The organism is Streptomyces sp. R21, from assembly GCF_041051975.1.
In the GTDB taxonomy this organism is placed as follows: domain Bacteria; phylum Actinomycetota; class Actinomycetes; order Streptomycetales; family Streptomycetaceae; genus Streptomyces.
This window is the reverse complement of record NZ_CP163435.1, coordinates 8618405-8635244: the sequence shown is the minus strand read 5'-3', so window position 1 is coordinate 8635244 and position 16840 is coordinate 8618405. Positions and strand designations below refer to the sequence as shown.

The 16840-nt window shown below is 70.4% G+C and carries 15 protein-coding genes; 10 read left to right on the top strand and 5 right to left on the bottom strand.

Annotated elements, in window-relative coordinates; all coding sequences use genetic code 11:
- Nucleotides 1-2 precede the first annotated feature (2 nt).
- From AB5J56_RS38585 to AB5J56_RS38560, 6 genes are all read left to right on the top strand, one after another.
- The gene (locus tag AB5J56_RS38585) at nucleotides 3-731 is read left to right on the top strand and encodes a type 1 glutamine amidotransferase (protein WP_369240025.1); all 729 of its coding nucleotides are present in this window, start codon (nucleotides 3-5) and stop codon (nucleotides 729-731) included.
- A 276-nt stretch (nucleotides 732-1007) separates the two neighbouring features.
- Complete coding sequence (locus AB5J56_RS38580; RefSeq protein ID WP_369240023.1) at nucleotides 1008-2033, top strand: 6-phosphofructokinase; 1026 nt, start codon at nucleotides 1008-1010, stop codon at nucleotides 2031-2033.
- 105 nt (nucleotides 2034-2138) lie between these two features.
- Nucleotides 2139-3092 carry a cytochrome c oxidase assembly protein gene (locus tag AB5J56_RS38575; RefSeq protein ID WP_369240021.1) on the top strand — a complete coding sequence of 318 codons (954 nt, stop codon included), beginning with the start codon at nucleotides 2139-2141 and terminating at the stop codon, nucleotides 3090-3092.
- A gap of 236 nt (nucleotides 3093-3328) precedes the next feature.
- Nucleotides 3329-4807, top strand: a complete 1479-nt coding sequence (locus AB5J56_RS38570; protein ID WP_369240019.1) for a DUF6777 domain-containing protein — start codon at nucleotides 3329-3331, stop codon at nucleotides 4805-4807.
- 39 nt (nucleotides 4808-4846) lie between these two features.
- Nucleotides 4847-6820: a protein kinase gene (locus AB5J56_RS38565; protein WP_369240017.1), complete on the top strand. Its 1974-nt coding sequence runs from the start codon at nucleotides 4847-4849 to the stop codon at nucleotides 6818-6820.
- Between the two features lie 53 nt (nucleotides 6821-6873).
- Entirely contained in the window at nucleotides 6874-7083 is a 210-nt protein-coding gene (locus AB5J56_RS38560; RefSeq protein WP_369243189.1) for a hypothetical protein, read from the top strand.
- Between the two features lie 3 nt (nucleotides 7084-7086).
- Here the strand turns inward: AB5J56_RS38560 and AB5J56_RS38555 are convergent, their stop codons facing one another.
- From AB5J56_RS38555 to AB5J56_RS38540, 4 genes are read right to left on the bottom strand one after another with little or no spacing between them, the layout of a single operon-like run.
- A complete protein-coding gene (locus AB5J56_RS38555) occupies nucleotides 7087-8307 on the bottom strand; it encodes a sensor histidine kinase (protein ID WP_369240015.1) in 1221 nt (406 codons plus the stop codon).
- Nucleotides 8304-10052: a cation acetate symporter gene (locus AB5J56_RS38550; RefSeq protein ID WP_369240013.1), complete on the bottom strand. Its 1749-nt coding sequence runs from the start codon at nucleotides 10050-10052 to the stop codon at nucleotides 8304-8306. Before AB5J56_RS38550 ends, AB5J56_RS38555 begins: the two co-directional genes overlap by 4 nt.
- 5 nt (nucleotides 10053-10057) lie before the next feature.
- The gene (locus AB5J56_RS38545; RefSeq protein WP_369240011.1) at nucleotides 10058-10423 is read right to left on the bottom strand and encodes a hypothetical protein; all 366 of its coding nucleotides are present in this window, start codon (nucleotides 10421-10423) and stop codon (nucleotides 10058-10060) included.
- A 13-nt stretch (nucleotides 10424-10436) separates the two neighbouring features.
- Nucleotides 10437-11192 carry a LytR/AlgR family response regulator transcription factor gene (locus AB5J56_RS38540; protein ID WP_369240009.1) on the bottom strand — a complete coding sequence of 252 codons (756 nt, stop codon included), beginning with the start codon at nucleotides 11190-11192 and terminating at the stop codon, nucleotides 10437-10439.
- A 77-nt stretch (nucleotides 11193-11269) separates the two neighbouring features.
- Between AB5J56_RS38540 and AB5J56_RS38535 the strand changes: the two genes are divergently transcribed.
- The 4 genes from AB5J56_RS38535 (at nucleotide 11270) to AB5J56_RS38520 (ending at nucleotide 15089) form a co-directional block, all read left to right on the top strand.
- Nucleotides 11270-11773 (top strand): Lrp/AsnC family transcriptional regulator, encoded by a 504-nt coding sequence (locus AB5J56_RS38535; RefSeq protein ID WP_369240007.1) that lies wholly within the window; start codon nucleotides 11270-11272, stop codon nucleotides 11771-11773.
- A gap of 48 nt (nucleotides 11774-11821) precedes the next feature.
- Nucleotides 11822-12718 (top strand): dimethylargininase, encoded by an 897-nt coding sequence (ddaH, locus tag AB5J56_RS38530; protein ID WP_369240005.1) that lies wholly within the window; start codon nucleotides 11822-11824, stop codon nucleotides 12716-12718.
- Nucleotides 12715-13941 carry an ornithine--oxo-acid transaminase gene (rocD, locus tag AB5J56_RS38525; protein WP_369240003.1) on the top strand — a complete coding sequence of 409 codons (1227 nt, stop codon included), beginning with the start codon at nucleotides 12715-12717 and terminating at the stop codon, nucleotides 13939-13941. The genes ddaH and rocD overlap by 4 nt, the downstream gene beginning before the upstream one ends.
- Before the next feature lie 422 nt (nucleotides 13942-14363).
- On the top strand, nucleotides 14364-15089 hold the full coding sequence (locus tag AB5J56_RS38520; protein ID WP_369240001.1) for a lysophospholipid acyltransferase family protein: 726 nt from the start codon (nucleotides 14364-14366) through the stop codon (nucleotides 15087-15089).
- A 70-nt stretch (nucleotides 15090-15159) separates the two neighbouring features.
- On the opposite strand, the gene AB5J56_RS38515 is transcribed toward AB5J56_RS38520, so the two are convergent.
- Nucleotides 15160-16755 (bottom strand): alpha/beta hydrolase, encoded by a 1596-nt coding sequence (locus AB5J56_RS38515; RefSeq protein WP_369239999.1) that lies wholly within the window; start codon nucleotides 16753-16755, stop codon nucleotides 15160-15162.
- Nucleotides 16756-16840: the final 85 nt, after the last annotated feature.

The window sequence follows — 16840 nt, the reverse complement described above, 5'->3', positions numbered from 1 at the left end:
GCATGAGCGACAACCAACTGCGGCTGGTGTGGATCTACCCGGACCTGCTGAGCACCTACGGCGACCAGGGCAACGCCCTCGTCGTGGAGCGCCGGGCCCGCCAGCGCGGCCTCGACGTGGCCCGCCTCGACGTGCGCAGCGACCAGCCGATCCCCACCTCGGGCGACATCTACCTGATCGGCGGCGGCGAGGACCGGCCGCAGCGGCTCGCGGCCGAGCGGCTGCGCCGCGACGGCGGCCTGCACCGCGCGGTCGGCAACGGAGCGATCGTCTTCTCCGTCTGCGCCGGCTACCAGATCCTCGGCCACGAGTTCATCAACGACCTCGGGCAGCGCGAGCCGGGCCTCGGCCTGCTCGACGTGGTCTCCACCCGCGGCGAGGGCGACCGCTGCGTCGGCGACGTGCTGGGCGACATCGACCCGCGCCTGGGCCTGCCCCCGCTGACGGGCTTCGAGAACCACCAGGGCGTCACCCACCTCGGCCCCACCGCGCGTCCCTTCGCCAATGTCCGCCTCGGCAACGGCAACGGCACGGGGGACGGCACGGAGGGCGCGTACAACGACACCGTGTTCGGCACGTACATGCACGGTCCCGTCCTCGCCCGCAACCCGCTGATCGCGGACCTGCTGCTGAAGCTGGCGCTCGACGTGAACGCGCTGCCGCCGATCGACGACCGCTGGTACGAGGCGCTGCGCAACGAGCGCATCGCGGCGGCGACGCAGCCCGCGTAGCACGTCGCGGCCCGCGTACGACGTCACGGCCGCCGGCGGCAAGCCCGCCCGGGTCTCCATGGGGCGCGCTCGAGGGATTCCTCAAGCGCGCCCCAAGGCCCATCCGGCACGGTGGTCACCGAGCCCGCTTGACGGACTGTCCGCTCACTTGTGCGGCCGAGTCCACCAGGCGGACGCCTGCTACGGAACCACCCCATCCCGCCGGTAGGGTGACCGGGATTTCAACCGGACAACGTGGTCCGGTCCCCGGCCCACGTTGAGAAGGTATTTCGGGCTATGCGTATTGGTGTCCTCACCTCAGGCGGCGACTGCCCCGGTCTGAACGCCGTCATCCGGTCCGTCGTACACCGTGCCGTCGTCGACCACGGCGACGAGGTCATCGGCTTCCGCGACGGCTGGAAAGGCCTTCTGGAGTGCGACTACCTCAAGCTCGACCTGGACGCGGTGAGCGGAATCCTGGCTCGCGGCGGCACCATCCTCGGCTCCTCACGGGTCCGGCCGGAAGATCTGCGTGACGGCGTACAGCGGGCCAAGGGCCACCTCGAGGAACTCGGCCTGGACGCGGTCATCCCGATCGGCGGCGAGGGCACCCTCAAGGCGGCCCGGCTGCTGTCCGACGGCGGCCTCCCGATCGTCGGCGTGCCCAAGACCATCGACAACGACATCGCGGTCACGGACGTGACGTTCGGCTTCGACACGGCCGTCGGCGTCGCGACCGAGGCCCTGGACCGGCTGAAGACGACCGCCGAGTCCCACCAGCGCGTGCTGATCGTGGAGGTCATGGGCCGCCACACCGGCTGGATCGCGCTGCACTCCGGCATGGCGGCCGGCGCGCACGCCATCGTCGTACCGGAACGCCCCTTCGACATCGAGGAGCTGGCCGCCAAGGTCGGCGAGCGCTTCTCGGCGGGCAAGCGGTTCGCCATCGTCGTGGCCGCCGAGGGCGCCAAGCCCCGCGAGGGCACGATGGAGTACGACGAGGGCGGCAAGGACATCTACGGGCACGAGCGGTTCGCCGGCATCGCCCGCCAGCTCTCCCTGGAGCTGGAGCACCGCCTCGGCAAGGAGGCCCGCCCGGTGATCCTCGGGCACGTCCAGCGCGGCGGCACCCCCACCGCGTACGACCGCGTCCTCGCCACCCGCTTCGGCTGGCACGCCGTGGAGGCCGTGCACCGCGGCGAGTTCGGCAACATGACCGCACTGCGCGGCACCGACATCGTGATGGTCCCGCTCGCCGAGGCGGTCAAGACACTGAAGACGGTCCCCGACGACCGGTACGCCGAGGCGGAGTGCGTTCTGTAAGGCACCAGGTGACGTGAACTGCCCCCGGCCGCAGCAGCGGCCGGGGGCAGTTCTACTCTGGTGCGGACAGACAGCGCACAACCAGTACGAAACAGGAGCCGGCGGATGGATCACGGCGAGCACGGCATGACCATGGATCTGCCGCCGTTCACGCTGGGACGGGGGCTCGAGTGGTCCCCGGACCCGTTCTTCCTCGTCGCCTGTCTGGTGGGGCTGGGGCTCTACGGCTACGGAGTGGTCCGGCTCGCGCGACGCGGCGACAAGTGGTCCCTGGGCCGTACGGCGGCCTTCGTCGTCGGTGTGCTGACCGTGATGCTCGTCATGTGCACCAAGCTCAACGACTACGGCATGGTCATGTTCAGCGTGCACATGGTGCAGCACATGGTGATCAGCATGCTGTCGCCGATCCTGATCCTGCTCGGGGCACCGATCACGCTGGCGCTGCGCGCCCTGCCGGTCTCCGCCACACGGGGCAAGAAGGGCCCCCGTGAGCTGCTGCTGATGTTCCTGCACAGCCGCTACATGCGGATCATCACGCACCCCGCGTTCACGATCCCGCTGTTCATCGCGAGCCTCTACGCCCTGTACTTCTCGCCGATCTTCGACTTCCTGATGGGCTCGAGAACCGGGCACGTCGTGATGATGTGCCACTTCCTCGCTGTCGGCCTGGTCTTCTTCTGGCCGATCATGGGTGTCGACCCCGGTCCGCACCGCCCCGGCTATCTGATGCGGATGCTGGAGCTGTTCGCCGGCATGCCGTTCCACGCGTTCTTCGGCATCGCGTTGATGATGGCGTCCCAGCCGATGGTCGAGACGTACAAGAACCCGCCCGCCTCGCTCGCCATCGACGCGCTCTCCGACCAGAACGCGGCGGGCGGCATCGCCTGGGCGTTCAGCGAGATCCCCTCCGTTCTCGTGCTCCTCGCCCTGCTGTTCCAGTGGTACGGCTCCGAACAGCGGCAGGCCCGCCGCACGGACCGGGCCGCGGACCGCGACGGGGACCGTGAGCTGGAGGAGTACAACGCCTATCTCGCCTCACTGAACGCGCGCGGCAACTGAGGAAACTCCCGCTTCATCGACAGTACGGTAACCGCCCTTGACGGTAAGGCGTTTCCGCTCAGTAGCATGAAGCGCAAAGCCCCGCGTTCGACGTGTTTGACATGTTCGATGTGTTCGACACCTTCGATCCGATTCGATCTGCGGGGGCCACGGGGGAAACCGCAGGGGGAGCGGTCATGACATTTCACGCAGGAATGAAAAGGGCTGGGATATCCATAGCCCGCAGGACCGCCCTGTTGGCAATTTTCGCGCTGCTCGTCGCCGGAACGAATGGCTGCACATCCGAACAGATGCTCGCCGTGCGCGCCGTCGCGGCCAACGTCGCGTCGCAGGCTCCCTTCTTCGACGAGAGCAAAGGTCTCGGCAAGGACGTGACCGATCTGCAGGCCGACCGGACGCCCGGCGGTGTGCAGGCGAGCAACAGGCCGGGGCTGTACGGCGGCTCCGAGGAGCAGCCGACCGGCGACGGATCGTCCGGCGACGACAGCTCTACAGGCGAGTTCGGCGGGTCCACGAAGCCCGGCACATGCCTGGTGAAGAAGCTCAAGAATTTCCTCACCGAGCCCGGCAACTCCGCGAAAGCACGGGAATGGGCGAAGGTCCTGCATATCCGTCAGGACGAGATCGGTAAATACATCGACCGGCTCACACCCGTCGTCCTGCGCCACGACACACTCGTGAAGAATCACGACTACAAGGACGGAAAAGCCGTCTCCTACGACTCCTTGCTCCAGGCGGGAATCGCGATTCTGGTGGACACGCACGGACTTCCCGCGGTGAAGTGCTCCTGCGGTAATCCACTGCGTCCGTTCACCCACAGTGCCGACAAGATCTCCGTGAAGTTCGAGCACGGCAACAAGAAGTGGGCCGGATACCAGCCGCACAACGAGCTGGTCGTCCAGCCGCCGCCGGGCAACGCCGGGGTCGACCGACTTCAGCTCGTCGACGTCCAGGACCCCGACACCGTGATCGCCCGCGACGCAGGTATGGACGCCCCGGACGAGAACTTCCAGAAGGACGCACGGCAGACCGTGCCGGCCGTAACGCAGCAGAGGTACGCCGATGCCGCCAACGCTCTGTACGACGCGGGTCTGGTCCCGGCGGACACAGGTGACCAGCCCGCCGACGACGCGATCGTCACGGGCAGCAACCCGCCCGCGGGCCAAGAACTGCCCTGGGGCGAGTACGTGACGCTGTTCGTGGAGTCCGACAGCGCCGACTCAGGCCCCACCGGCTCGGAGCCGTCCACCGAGGGAACCGACACCGGAGGCACCGCAGATACCGGCGGGACCGCAGACACCGGAGGCACGGCCGACACCGGAGGCACCGCAGACACCGGAGGCACCGCAGACACCGGCGGGACCGCAGACACCGGAGGCACGGCCGACACCGGAGGCACCGCAGACACCGGAGGCACCGCAGACACCGGCGGGACCGCAGACACGGGCGGCACGGCCGACACCGGAGGCACCGCAGACACCGGCGGGACCGCAGACACCGGCGGGACCGCAGACACGGGCGGCACGGCCGACACCGGCACCCCGACCTCAGGCGGTTCGTCGTCCTCCGACGGTGGCACCGGGCCGACGAACAGCATCTCGCCGTCCGACACGGGTGGCGGCGGGTCGAGTACACCGACCGACGGCGGTTCGTCCGCGTCCTCGCCCGACCCGGTGGACTCGACGTCGGTCGAGCCCACTGTGGCCACGGCCTGACCCGTGTACGACCCCTCGCAGACCCCGGGAGCGCACCGAATGGCACCAGGATCACCGCAGTCGGGAGTGGGCCGGATCATCGCCGGGCGGTACCTGATCCTGGACCGGATCGGCTCCGGCGGGATGGGCCATGTCTGGCTCGCCCACGACCAGCGTCTCGACTGCGACGTAGCCCTCAAGGAGATCAGGTTCCGCAACCCCGCCGAGGGGCCGGAGGAGCACGAGGCCCGGATCGCCCGTGCCCGGGCCGAGGCCCGGCACGCGGCGGTGCTGCGCGGTCACCCGCACGTGGTGACCGTCCACGACGTCCTGGAGGACGAGGGACTGCCGTGGATCGTGATGGAGTACGTGGCGGGTGCGGAGGACCTGAGGGCCGTGCTCAACCGGCGCGGCCCGCTGGCGCCGTACGAGTGCGCCCGGATCGGCCTGGCGGTCCTGGACGCCCTGACCGCGGGCCACGAGCACGGCATCATGCACCGGGACGTCAAGCCGGCCAACATCCTGCTGGCGCCGGACCGCACGGGCACCCCGGGCGCCCGGATCCTGCTCACCGACTACGGCATCTCCGTCCAGCCGGACTCCCTGGAGACGCGCTGGACGCGGACGTCCGCCCTGGTCGGCACGCCCGGTTATCTGGCGCCGGAGCGGGCGACGGGCGGCCCGCCGACCGCAGCGGCCGACCTGTTCTCGCTGGGCTGCACCCTCTACTACATCGTGGAGGGCGTCGGCCCCTTCGACCGTGAGACGGACCTCGCCGCCATCACCGCGGTCGTCCTGGAGGACCCGCGCCCGGCGCTGCAGGCCGGCGCCCTGCGGCCGCTCGTCGAGGCCCTCCTGGTCAAGGACCCCGCACACCGGCTCTCCGCCGAGGACACGGCGGCGGCCCTGGCCCGGATCATCACGCCCGAGCTCCGCCCGCCGACCCCGTTCGAGACGGGCTCGCAGCCGCCCTGGGCCGGGCTGGTGACCTCCGACCGTGTGCTGGACCAGGGAAGCCCCGCCCCAATGCCGTACACCCCCACCGCCCTCGACTCCGGTGGCCGTGTCCACCCCACCTCGGGGGCCCAGGACGTCGGCGCTGCGGCCCCGTACACCCCGACAGCTGTCAGCTCGGACGGTCCCGCCACCTGGAGGCCTACTCCCCCGGGTTTCGGCCCGCCTCTGGGATACGGCGCACCGTCCGGCACTCTGTGGCCGGGGCCCTCGGGCCAGCGGCGGCGCAAGCGCCCGCGTCTCCTGCTGGCCCTCTCCTCGGCGCTCCTCGCGCTGGGGCTGGCCGGTGGCGGCTTCTGGTTCGCGATGGCGCACCAGGTCGTGCTGCCGTACGGCTCCAAGGTCGGGCTCGGAAAACCGCTGCAGCCGGGCGACTGCGTCGTCGCCTCCCGGACCGGCAACCGCGTGACCCCCACTTCGACCATGGAGGTGGATCCGAGCTGCGAGCAAAGGGTCCCCGACGGGCAGGTGATGACGTTCTACAAGGCGTCCTCCGTGCAGGACGCCCGAACCGTCGGACCGAGCTGGTGCCGGAAGCAGACGCGCGCCACCGCCGAGAAGCTGGGCTCCAGCGTGGCCAGTGTCGCCGTCATCCCCACGGCCGGGGGCTTCGAGGCCAGCGGCGGCAAGGTCGCCTGCCTGCTGACAGGGGTGAACGGCCCCGTGTACGGCCCACTCGCGATGTTCCGCCCCTACGGGATGACCTTCCAGGACGCGGCCCAGATGCAGATCGGCGACTGTCTGCGCCCCTCGGGCGGCGACGCGAAGAACCGTAAGAACTTCGACCTGGTCGCCTGCGACAAGCCCCACCAGGGCCAGGTCGTGGGCTTCACCCAGCTCGACGGCCCCGTGTCCGCCGCGCAGGCCAACACCACGATGAACGACCAGTGCCACAACGACGCCAAGGCCGGGGCGTTCGACGCCGAAAGCGACGGCCGCCTCGCCAACTACGGTCTGCAGAGCCAGGGCCTGTGGGGGAAGCACTTCTACTGGGTGGTCTGCGCCGTCGCGAGCGGATGATCCGCCCACCCCTGGCAAACGCAGCCCCTCCGGGCGAAAATGGCCCCAAGGCCATGGCCCGCGTCGCGGACCGCCTGGAGGAGGGTGTCGCGATGCCCGGTTCTACGCCCGGTTCGACGAAGACGATGGGGGTGCTCACCGTCGGCGCCCTGGTCGCGGTGACCGCCTACACCGTGGCGCTCGGCAGCAACGGCTGGCTCTGGTTCGGCTGGGTGGTGCTCGGCCTGATCACGCTCGGGATGGTGGCGTCGCGCACTACGTGACGCTCACTCCCGGTCCCTCGGCAGGCGCGCCGCCGAATGCACGCCGGGTTGGTACTTCGGCAGCCGAGCGGTGATCTTCATGCCCGCGCCGAGCGCGGTCTCGATGACGAGGCCGTGGTCGTCGCCGTACACCTGGCGCAGCCGGTCGTCGACGTTCGACAGCCCGATGCCGTCCGAGACGCCGACTTCGCCGGCCAGGATGCGGCGCAGCCGGTCGGGGTCCATGCCGGTGCCGTTGTCCTCGATGACGACCAGGGCCTCGGCTCCCGTGTCCTGCGCGGTGATGCTGATGTGGCTCTTGCCCGTGGTGCCGGTCTTGCCTTCGAGGCCGTGTTTGACGGCGTTCTCCACGAGCGGTTGGAGGCAGAGGAAGGGCAGCGTGACGGGCAGGACCTCGGGGGCGATCTGCAGGGTGACGGAGAGGCGGTCGCCGAAGCGGGCCCGGACGAGGGCCAAGTAGTGGTCGATGGCGTGCAGTTCGTCGGCGAGGGTGGTGAAGTCGCCGTGCCTGCGGAACGAGTAGCGGGTGAAGTCGGCGAACTCCAGGAGCAGTTCGCGGGCGCGCTCCGGGTCGGTGCGGACGAACGAGGCGATCACCGCGAGCGAGTTGAAGATGAAGTGCGGGGATATCTGGGCGCGCAGTGCCTTGATCTCGGCCTCGATGAGGCGGGTGCGGGACTGGTCGAGGTCGGCCAGTTCCAGTTGGACGCTCACCCAGCGGGCCACCTCGCCCGCGGCTCGGACGAGGACCGCCGACTCACGCGGTGCACAGGCGACGAGCGCTCCGTGCACCCGGTCGTCGACGGTGAGCGGCGCGACGACGGCCCAGCGCAGCGGGCAGTCGGGGGCGTCGCAGCTGAGCCGGAAGGCCTCGCCGCGGCCGGTCTCCAGGGGGCCGCTGAGCCGTTCCATGATCTCCGTGCGGTGGTGCTCCCCCACCCCGTCCCAGACGAGGACGCTCTCCTGGTCGGTGAGGCACAGCGCGTCGGTGCCGAGCAGGGTGCGCAGCCGACCGGCGGATCTGCCGGCCGTCTCCCCGGTGAGGCCCGCGCGCAGCGGGGGCGCGGCGAGCGAAGCGGTGTGCAGGGTCTGGAAGGTGGCGTGCTCTACGGGGGTGCCGAGGTCGCCGAGGCTTTGCGGGCGCGCGGTGCGCCGGCCCAGCCAGAACCCGGCCGCGAGCAGCGGGAGTACGGCCACGCAGAGGCCCGCCAGGAATCCGCTCACGCGTCGACCTCCCTCTCCTTCGCGGTCACGGCCGCGCGCACCTGGCCGTCCGACAGCTCCTCCGGCAGATGGAAGCGGGCCAGGATCGCGGCCGTTCCCGCCGGAACCCGGCCCGCGGTGGCGAGCGACACCAGCATCATCGTCACGAACCCGAGGGGCACCGACCACAGGGCGGGCCAGGCGAGCAGCGCGTGCAGCGACCCCGTGCGGGGGTAGCCCGCCATGGTCGCGCCGACCGCGACCAGCGCGGAGCCGCCGCCGACCAGCATCCCGGCGGCCGCGCCCGGCGGGGTCAGCCGCCGCCACCAGATGCCGAGGACGAGCAGCGGGCAGAAGGACGAGGCGGACACGGCGAAGGCGAGCCCCACGGCGTCGGCGACCGGCAGTCCGCCCACCAGAACGCTCGCGGCGAGCGGTACGGCCATGGCGAGCAGGGTGCCCAGCCGGAAGTGCCGTACGCCGCGCGAGGGCAGCACGTCCTGGGTGAGCACACCGGCCACCGCCATGGTCAGGCCCGAGGCCGTCGACAGGAACGCGGCGAAGGCCCCGCCCGCCACCAGGGCGCCGAGCAGATCCGCGCCGACTCCCCCGATCAGACGGTCCGGGAGGAGCAGGACGGCAGCGTCCGCGTTGCCGGTGAGGGCGAGTTCGGGGGCGTAGAGCCTGCCGAGCGCGCCGTAGACGGGTGGGAGCAGGTAGAAGGCGCCGATCAGGCCGAGCACGGCGACGGTGGTGCGGCGGGCGGCGACGCCGTGCGGGCTGGTGTAGAAGCGGACGACCACGTGCGGCAGGCCCATGGTGCCGAGGAAGGTGGCGAGGATCAGTCCGTACGTGGCGTACAGCGGGCGTTCCTCGCGGCCGGCGGCGAGCGAGGTGGACATGCCGCCGTTGCTGCCGCGGTCGGCGGCGGGGACCGGGGTGCCCTTGTCGAAGGTCAGCCGGGTGCCGTGGGTGATGTGGTGGACGCCTGCGGGGAGTTGGACGCGTGCGCCGTCGTAGCGCCGGTTGTCGATGGTGCCGGTCGCCGTGACGGTCAGGGGCCGTGACAGCTTCAGGTCGAGGCTGTCGTCGACCCGGACGACGCGCTGCTCACGGAAGGTCGTCGGTTCGTCGAAGGGGTGGCGCGGCGCTCCGTCGGCCTGCCAGGCGAGGACCAGGAAGAGTGCGGGGACCAGCAGGGCGGTCAGCTTCAGCCAGTACTGGAAGGCCTGGACGAAGGTGATGCTGCGCATGCCGCCGGCGGCGACGGTCGCGACCACGACGACCGCGACGAGAACCCCGCCGAACCAGTCGGGCGCGTCGGTCAAGACAGCCAACGTGAGCCCCGCGCCCTGGAGTTGGGGCAGCAGGTACAGCCAGCCGACGCCGACGACGAAGGCACCCGCGAGGCGGCGCACGGCCTGCGAGCCAAGCCGCGCCTCGGCGAAGTCGGGCAGCGTGTAGGCGCCGGAGCGGCGCAGCGGGGCGGCGACGAACAGCAGCAGCACGAGATAGCCGGCGGTGTAGCCGACCGGGTACCAGAGCATGTCGGGGCCCTGCACGAGCACGAGGCCGGCGATGCCGAGGAAGGAGGCCGCGGACAGGTACTCCCCGCTGATCGCGGCCGCGTTGAGCCGGGGGCCGACGGTGCGCGAGGCGACGTAGAAGTCGGAGGTGGTCCGGGAGATGCGCAGGCCGAACGCGCCTACCAGGACGGTCGCCACGACCACGAGGGCGACCGCGGGGACGGCGTAGTTCTCGTTCACCCGGGTCAGCGGTCCTGGTCCTCGACGAGCCTGACGAAGTCGCGTTCGTTGCGTTCGGCGCGGCGCACGAACCAGCGGGCGAGCAGCACCAGCGGCGCGTACAGGCAGAAGCCGAGCACGGCCCACTCCAGGCTCGCGCCGTCCGGCATGGCGGCGAACACCAGGGGCAGCGGTCCCACGAGCAGCACCAGGACCGCGAACACCACGAGTGCCACGCGTAGTTGACTGCGCATCAGGGAGCGGACGTAGGTGTGGCCGAGGGTGGTCTGTTCGTCGATCTCGGTCCTGGGGCGGTAGTAGCCGGAGGTCCGGCGGGTGCGGCGGGGCACTCCGGTGACGACGACTCGGCGTTCGGTGGGATCCTGCGGCATGTCGGCCCCCTCCTCAGTTGGCGGTCCGGCGCATCAGCAGATCCCGCAGTTCGCGGGCGTGCCGGCGGCTGACCTGGAGTTCGACCTGGTCGACGAGGACGCTCACCGTGCCCGCGTCCAGGCGGAGTTCGTCGACGTGGCGCAGCGCGACGAGGTGGCGACGGTGGATGCGGACGAAGCCGCGCGAGCGCCAGCGCTCTTCGAGGGTGGACAGCGGGATGCGGACGAGGTGGCTGCCCTGGGCGGTGTGCAGGCGGGCGTAGTCGCCGTGCGCCTCGGCGTGGGTGATGTCCTCGACGGCCACGAAGCGGGTGACACCGCCGAGTTCGACGGATATCTGGTCGGGGTCGGGCTCGTGCACGGGTATCAGCGGGGCGGCGTCCATGAGTTGGGCGACGCGGCGGACGGCCTCGGCGAGGCGTTCGCGGCGGACGGGCTTGAGGACGTAGTCGACGGCCTTGAGGTCGAAGGCCTGGACGGCGAAGCCCTCGTGGGCGGTGACGAACACGACGAGGGGCGGCTTGGCGAAGCCGGTGAGCAGCCGGGCCAGGTCGAGCCCGTCGAGCCCGGGCATGTGGATGTCGAGGAAGACGACGTCGATCGCCTCGGGTCCGTCGGGGCCGGACTCCAGGGCCCGGTTGATCCGGCGCAGCGCCTCGGTCGCGTCACTGGCGCCCTCGGCACTGCCGACCCGCGGATCCGCGTTCAGCAGGTACACGAGTTCCTCGAGGGACGGTTGTTCGTCGTCGACGGCGAGCGCGCGCAGCATGAAGGTGGAGTGTAAGAGGTATTCGGACGCCTGGACATGTGCGGGGCGTGGCCGTCCTTGCTGGATACAGTGCCGCCATGAGCAGCAAGCCCGCGATGTTCGACGATCTCGACCGCAAGATCATCACGGCCCTGATGGCCAATTCCAGGACGAGCTTCTCCGAGATCGGTGCGGCGATCGGCCTGTCGGCGACCGCGGTCAAGCGCCGGGTGGACCGGCTGCGCGAGACCGGCGTGATCACCGGGTTCACGGCCACCGTGCAGCCCGCGGCGCTCGGCTGGCGCACGGAGGCGTACGTCGAGGTGTACTGCGAGGGCGCGGCGCCGCCCCGGCGGCTCGCGGAGGTGGTCCGCAACCATCCGGAGATCACCGCGGCGATGACCGTGACCGGCGGCGCGGACGCGCTCCTCCATGTACGCGCCACGGATGTGGGGCACTTCGAGGAGGTCCTGGAGCGGATCCGGACGGAGCCCTTCATCCGGAAGACGATCAGCTACATGGTGCTGTCCCACCTGCTGCCGGAGGCCCCGGAGGCGGGCGCGACCCACGCGGCCCCGGATGACGCAGGAAACGTGCGCTGACCCGGCAGACCACGCAGCAATACTGCGTATGCGCGCAGCTTTCGTCGCTTGTCGCCGGTATCTCCCGTTTCCTACCGTGGAGGCACCCCCCGTCGACACCGCAGGAAGCGGAGGAACCACTCTGTGCCCGACAGCCGTGTGCCGCGCCCCCGGCGCTTCCTTGTCTGCGAACCCAGACACTTCGCCGTGCAGTACGCGATCAACCCCTGGATGCATCCCGACGCGACGGTCGACGTCGACCTCGCCCACAGCCAGTGGCAGGCCCTGATCGGCGCATACCGCGCCCATGGCCACACCGTCGATTCCGTGGAACCCGTCCCGGACCTCCCGGACATGGTGTTCGCGGCGAACTCCGCGCTCGTCCTGGCGGGCCGTGTGTTCGGCTCGCTCTTCCACGCACCTCAACGCCGCCCCGAGTCCGGCATCTACGAGACCTGGTTCAAAGCGGCCGGCTACGACGTCTACCGCCCCGAGTCCGTCTGCGAGGGCGAGGGCGATCTGATCCCGGCCGGCCGCTATCTCCTGGCGGGCACCGGATTCCGTACGACGCCCGAGGCGCACCGCGAGGTGCAGGAGTTCTTCGGCGTCCCGGTGATCACCCTCCGGCTGGTGGACCCGCGCTTCTACCATCTGGACACCGCGCTGTTCGTCCTGGACGACGGGCCCGACGCGAACATCGCGTACTACCCGGAGGCGTTCTCGCCCGGCAGCCGCGAGGTCCTCGGCCGGCTGTTCCCCGACGCGGTGCTCGCCACCCGTGAGGACGCGCTGACGTTCGGCCTCAACTCCGTCTCCGACGGCCGCCATGTGTTCATCTCGCCGCGGGCCGAGGCGCTCGCCGCCCAGCTCGACCGCCACGGCTACGTCCCCGTCCCCGTCGACCTGTCGGAGTTCCACAAGGCAGGCGGCGGCATCAAGTGCTGCACTCAGGAGATCCGTTCATGACTGCTCCCGCCGTTACGCGTTCCTCCGCCGACCTGATCCGCGCCGAGGAGCCGGTCCTCGCGCACAACTACCACCCCCTGCCCGTGGTCGTCGCCCGCGCCGAGGGCACCTGGGTGGAGGACGTCGAGGGCCGCCGCTACCTCGACATGCTGGCGGGCTACTCGGCCCTCAACTTCGGTCACCGCAACCCCGCGTTGATCGAAGCCGCGCACCGGCAGCTCGACCAGCTGACGCTGACCTCGCGCGCGTTCCACAACGACCGTCTCGCCCAATTCGCGGAATCCCTGGCCGCGTTGACCGGCCAGGAGATGGTGCTGCCGATGAACACGGGCGCCGAGGCGGTGGAGTCGGCCATCAAGGTGGCCCGCAAGTGGGCGTACGACGTCAAGGGCGTCGCACCGGACCGGGCGACGATCGTCGTGGCCGCCGACAACTTCCACGGCCGTACGACGACGATCGTCAGCTTCTCCACCGACGAGACCGCCCGCGCCGGCTTCGGCCCCTTCACTCCCGGCTTCCGGATCGTCCCGTACAACGACCTCGCCGCGCTGGAGGCGGCCATCGACGAGACGACCGCGGCGGTGCTGATCGAGCCCATCCAGGGCGAGGCGGGCGTCGTCATCCCGGACGACGGCTACCTCACCGGCGTCCGCGAGCTGACCCGGCGCACCGGGTGCCTGTTCATCGCGGACGAGATCCAGTCGGGCCTCGGCCGCACGGGCACCACCCTCGCCGTCGAGCACGAGGGTGTCGTCCCGGACATGGTGCTGCTCGGCAAGGCGCTCGGCGGCGGCATCGTCCCGGTCTCCGCGGTGGTCGCGCGCCGCGACGTGCTCGGGGTACTGCGACCCGGCGAGCACGGATCGACGTTCGGCGGCAACCCGCTCGCCGCAGCGGTCGGCTCGGCCGTGGTCGAGCTGCTGGAGACCGGCGAATTCCAGCGCAGGGCGGCCGAGTTGGGCGTGGCCCTGCGGGGCGGCCTGGCAGCGCTGGTCGGCAAGGGCGTCGTGGGCTTCCGTTCGCGCGGGCTGTGGGCGGGCGTGGACATCGACCCCGCCATCGGCACCGGCCGCGAGATCAGCGAGGGCCTCATGCGCGAGGGAATCCTCGTCAAGGACACCCACGGCTCGACGATCCGCCTGGCCCCGCCGCTGACCATCACGGGCGAGGAACTCGAATCGGCGCTGGCGTCCTTGGAGAAGGTTCTGACGCAAGGCGCCTGACCCCGGCGCCCCACGCCAACCGGACGAGACCGGTCACCCCGAGGATGCCTCCGTCGCTCCTCGGGGTGTGCCGTCTCCTGCGCACGTCTGTGGCAGGGCAGTTCGGCGAGGTTGCCAGGAAGCCCTGGCAAGAGGCGCATGCCCGCCAGCCACCGACCACGTTTGCGCCACGCTGCGCCGACACGGTTGATCTCTACCCGCCAGTAGCAGCACCCTGGTCCGGCGGTCGTTCCCGCCCGTGCCGAACGACCCCTTTTCTTCTCTACGGCGAACTGTCAGAAACGTGCGGGGAATCGGTACAAGTCCGGTCGGGCCCGGTTCCGGCGGGCCACGCCTGCGCCTACACTGACAGCCCATCGCATGCCCGTTGACCTGCTAGAACGCGGCGGTTGAGCCGATCCGACGGAGTGAGGAGCGACCCCTTGTTCTATTACGTGCTCAAATACGTGCTGCTGGGGCCCTTGTTGAGACTGGTCTTCCGGCCTCGGATCGAGGGTCTTGAGCACATCCCCTCGTCGGGACCGGCCATCGTCGCGGGCAACCATCTGTCGTTCTCGGACCACTTCCTGATGCCCGCGGTCCTCAAACGGCGCATCACCTTCCTGGCGAAGGCGGAGTACTTCACGGGCCCCGGCATCAAGGGACGCCTCACGGCCGCGTTCTTCCGCAGCGCCGGGCAGATCCCGGTGGACCGCTCCGGCAAGGAGGCGGGCCAGGCCGCGATCCGCGAGGGGCTCGGCGTGCTGCGCAAGGAGGAATTGCTGGGGATCTACCCGGAGGGGACGCGGTCGCACGACGGGCGCCTGTACAAGGGCAAGGTCGGCGTCGCCGTCATGGCGCTCAGGGCCCAGGTGCCGGTGATCCCCTGCGCGATGATCGGCACGTTCGAGGCACAGCCGCCCGGCCAGGTCATCCCGAACTTCCGGCGCGTTGTCATCCGCTTCGGCAAGCCGATGGACTTCTCCCGCTACGCCGGAATGGAGAACGAGAAGGCGATCCTGCGCGCCGTCACCGACGAGATCATGTACGCCATCCTGACCCTCTCCGAGCAGGAGTACGTCGACCGGTACGCGGCGGTCGTCAAGGCCGAGGAGGCCGAGGAGAAGGCGTCGATGGCCCGCAAGTTCCCGCGGATGCCGCTGAGTTGACGGTATGTCATGGGTGAATGAATGAGGGGCGGCCGGGATTCCGGCCGCCCCTCACTTCACAGCCCTACGGCTACGGCGTCGGCGTCGCGTGCGGCGTGCACGTCACGTCGGCGGCGTCGGTCTTGCCGGTGAGCAGGTAGGTGTCCACCCGCCCGTTGATGCACGGGTTGACCAGGCCGGTCACGCCGTGCGAGCCCGCGTCCTTCTCGGTGATCAGACGGGAGCCCTTGAAGCGCTTGTGCAGTTCGACGGCGCCCGGGTACGGGGTGGCGGCGTCACGCGTGGACTGCACGATCAGCACCTGCGGCAGGCCCTTGCCGGTCTTCACGTCGACCGGGGTCTGCTGCTTCGCCGACCAGGTGGCGCACGGCAGGTTCATCCACGCGTTGGCCCAGGTCATGAACGGGTAGTCCTTGTGGAGCCGCGTGTTGTCGCGGTCCCAACGCTTCCAGCTCGTGGGCCACTTGGCGTCGGCGCACTCGACGGCCGTGTAGACGGCGTTGCCGTTCTCCGAGGAGATGTTGCCCGCGGTGTCCGACAGGTCGGGAGAGGCCGCGTCGATCAGCGCCTGGGTGTCACCGGCGACGTACTTGCTGAACACCTGCGCGGTCGGTACCCACGAGGAGTCGTAGTACGGAGCGCTCTGGAAGAAGGAGATCAGCTCGGCCGGACCGACGACCCCGCCGAGAGGGCTCTTCTTCGCCGTGGCACGGAGCTTGAGCCACTGGTCCTGGACCTTGGCGCGGGTGTCGCCGAGGTGGAAGGCCGCGTCGTTCTTGGCGACCCAGTCCTCCCAGTCCTTCCATCGGCCCTCGAAGGCGATGTCCTGCTCCAGGTTGGCCTGGTACCAGATGTTCTCGCGCGACGGGTCGACGACGCTGTCGACGACCATGCGCCGGACGTGCTTCGGGAAGAGCGTGCCGTAGACGGCGCCGAGGTAGGTGCCGTAGGAGACGCCCAGGTAGTTGAGCTTCTTCTCGCCGAGGGCGGCCCGGATGACGTCCAGGTCGCGCGCGGCGTTCGGCGTGGTCATCTGCGGCAGCATCGCGCCACTGCGCTCGGCGCAGCCGTCCGCGTACGCGGCGGCCAGCTTGCGCTGGGCGAGCTTGTCGGCCTCGGTGTCCGGGACCGGGTCGGCCTTGGGGGCCTTCACGAACTCCTGCGGGTCGATGCAGGAGATGGGCGCCGAGTGGCCGACACCGCGCGGGTCGAAGCCCACGAAGTCGTACGCCTTGGCGGTGTTCACCCAGACCGGCGCCTTGGTCGTGACGCGGCGCGGGAAGCGCATGCCGGAGGCGCCGGGGCCGCCCGGGTTGTACACAAGGGCGCCCTGGCGCTCCTCCTTGGTGCCCGTGTTCCCGATGCGGTCGACGGCCAGCTTGATCTGCTTGCCGTAGGGGTGGGCGTAGTCGAGCGGGACGCTGACCCAGCCGCACTGGATGGGCTTCTCGAAGCCCCAGTCCGCGGGGCAGTCCGCCCAGTCGATCCCGGCCTTGGCCGCCCGGTCGGCGGCGATGGCCGCGCCGCGGGCCTCACGGTTCTGGCCGTGGCGCGAGTCGGCGGTGGCCGACGGCGCCGCGAGGGCTCCGGCTATGAGTGTCGCCGTGACGAGCGCTCCGGCCGAGCCGAGCGCTGTCACTCGCCTCGTCGGTCTCAAACCCCTCAAGTGGGACCTCCCCGTACATCGTTGCGATTGGTACGGGGATCCTTTCGGCTGTGAGCTCCCTGAGAACAGATGCGACCGGGCTTCT

What these genes read in the sequence shown, in the direction of transcription:
- AB5J56_RS38560 (WP_369243189.1), top strand. Translation starts at nt 6,874, where the DNA reads ATGGCCCGCGTCGCGGACCGCCTGGAGGAGGGTGTCGCGATGCCCGGT.
- AB5J56_RS38535 (WP_369240007.1), top strand. Translation starts at nt 11,270, where the DNA reads ATGAGCAGCAAGCCCGCGATGTTCGACGATCTCGACCGCAAGATCATC.
- rocD (WP_369240003.1), top strand. Translation starts at nt 12,715, where the DNA reads ATGACTGCTCCCGCCGTTACGCGTTCCTCCGCCGACCTGATCCGCGCC.
- AB5J56_RS38565 (WP_369240017.1), top strand. Translation starts at nt 4,847, where the DNA reads ATGGCACCAGGATCACCGCAGTCGGGAGTGGGCCGGATCATCGCCGGG.
- AB5J56_RS38585 (WP_369240025.1), top strand. Translation starts at nt 3, where the DNA reads ATGAGCGACAACCAACTGCGGCTGGTGTGGATCTACCCGGACCTGCTG.
- AB5J56_RS38575 (WP_369240021.1), top strand. Translation starts at nt 2,139, where the DNA reads ATGGATCACGGCGAGCACGGCATGACCATGGATCTGCCGCCGTTCACG.
- AB5J56_RS38545 (WP_369240011.1), bottom strand. Translation starts at nt 10,423, where the DNA reads ATGCCGCAGGATCCCACCGAACGCCGAGTCGTCGTCACCGGAGTGCCC.
- AB5J56_RS38540 (WP_369240009.1), bottom strand. Translation starts at nt 11,192, where the DNA reads ATGCTGCGCGCGCTCGCCGTCGACGACGAACAACCGTCCCTCGAGGAA.
- AB5J56_RS38580 (WP_369240023.1), top strand. Translation starts at nt 1,008, where the DNA reads ATGCGTATTGGTGTCCTCACCTCAGGCGGCGACTGCCCCGGTCTGAAC.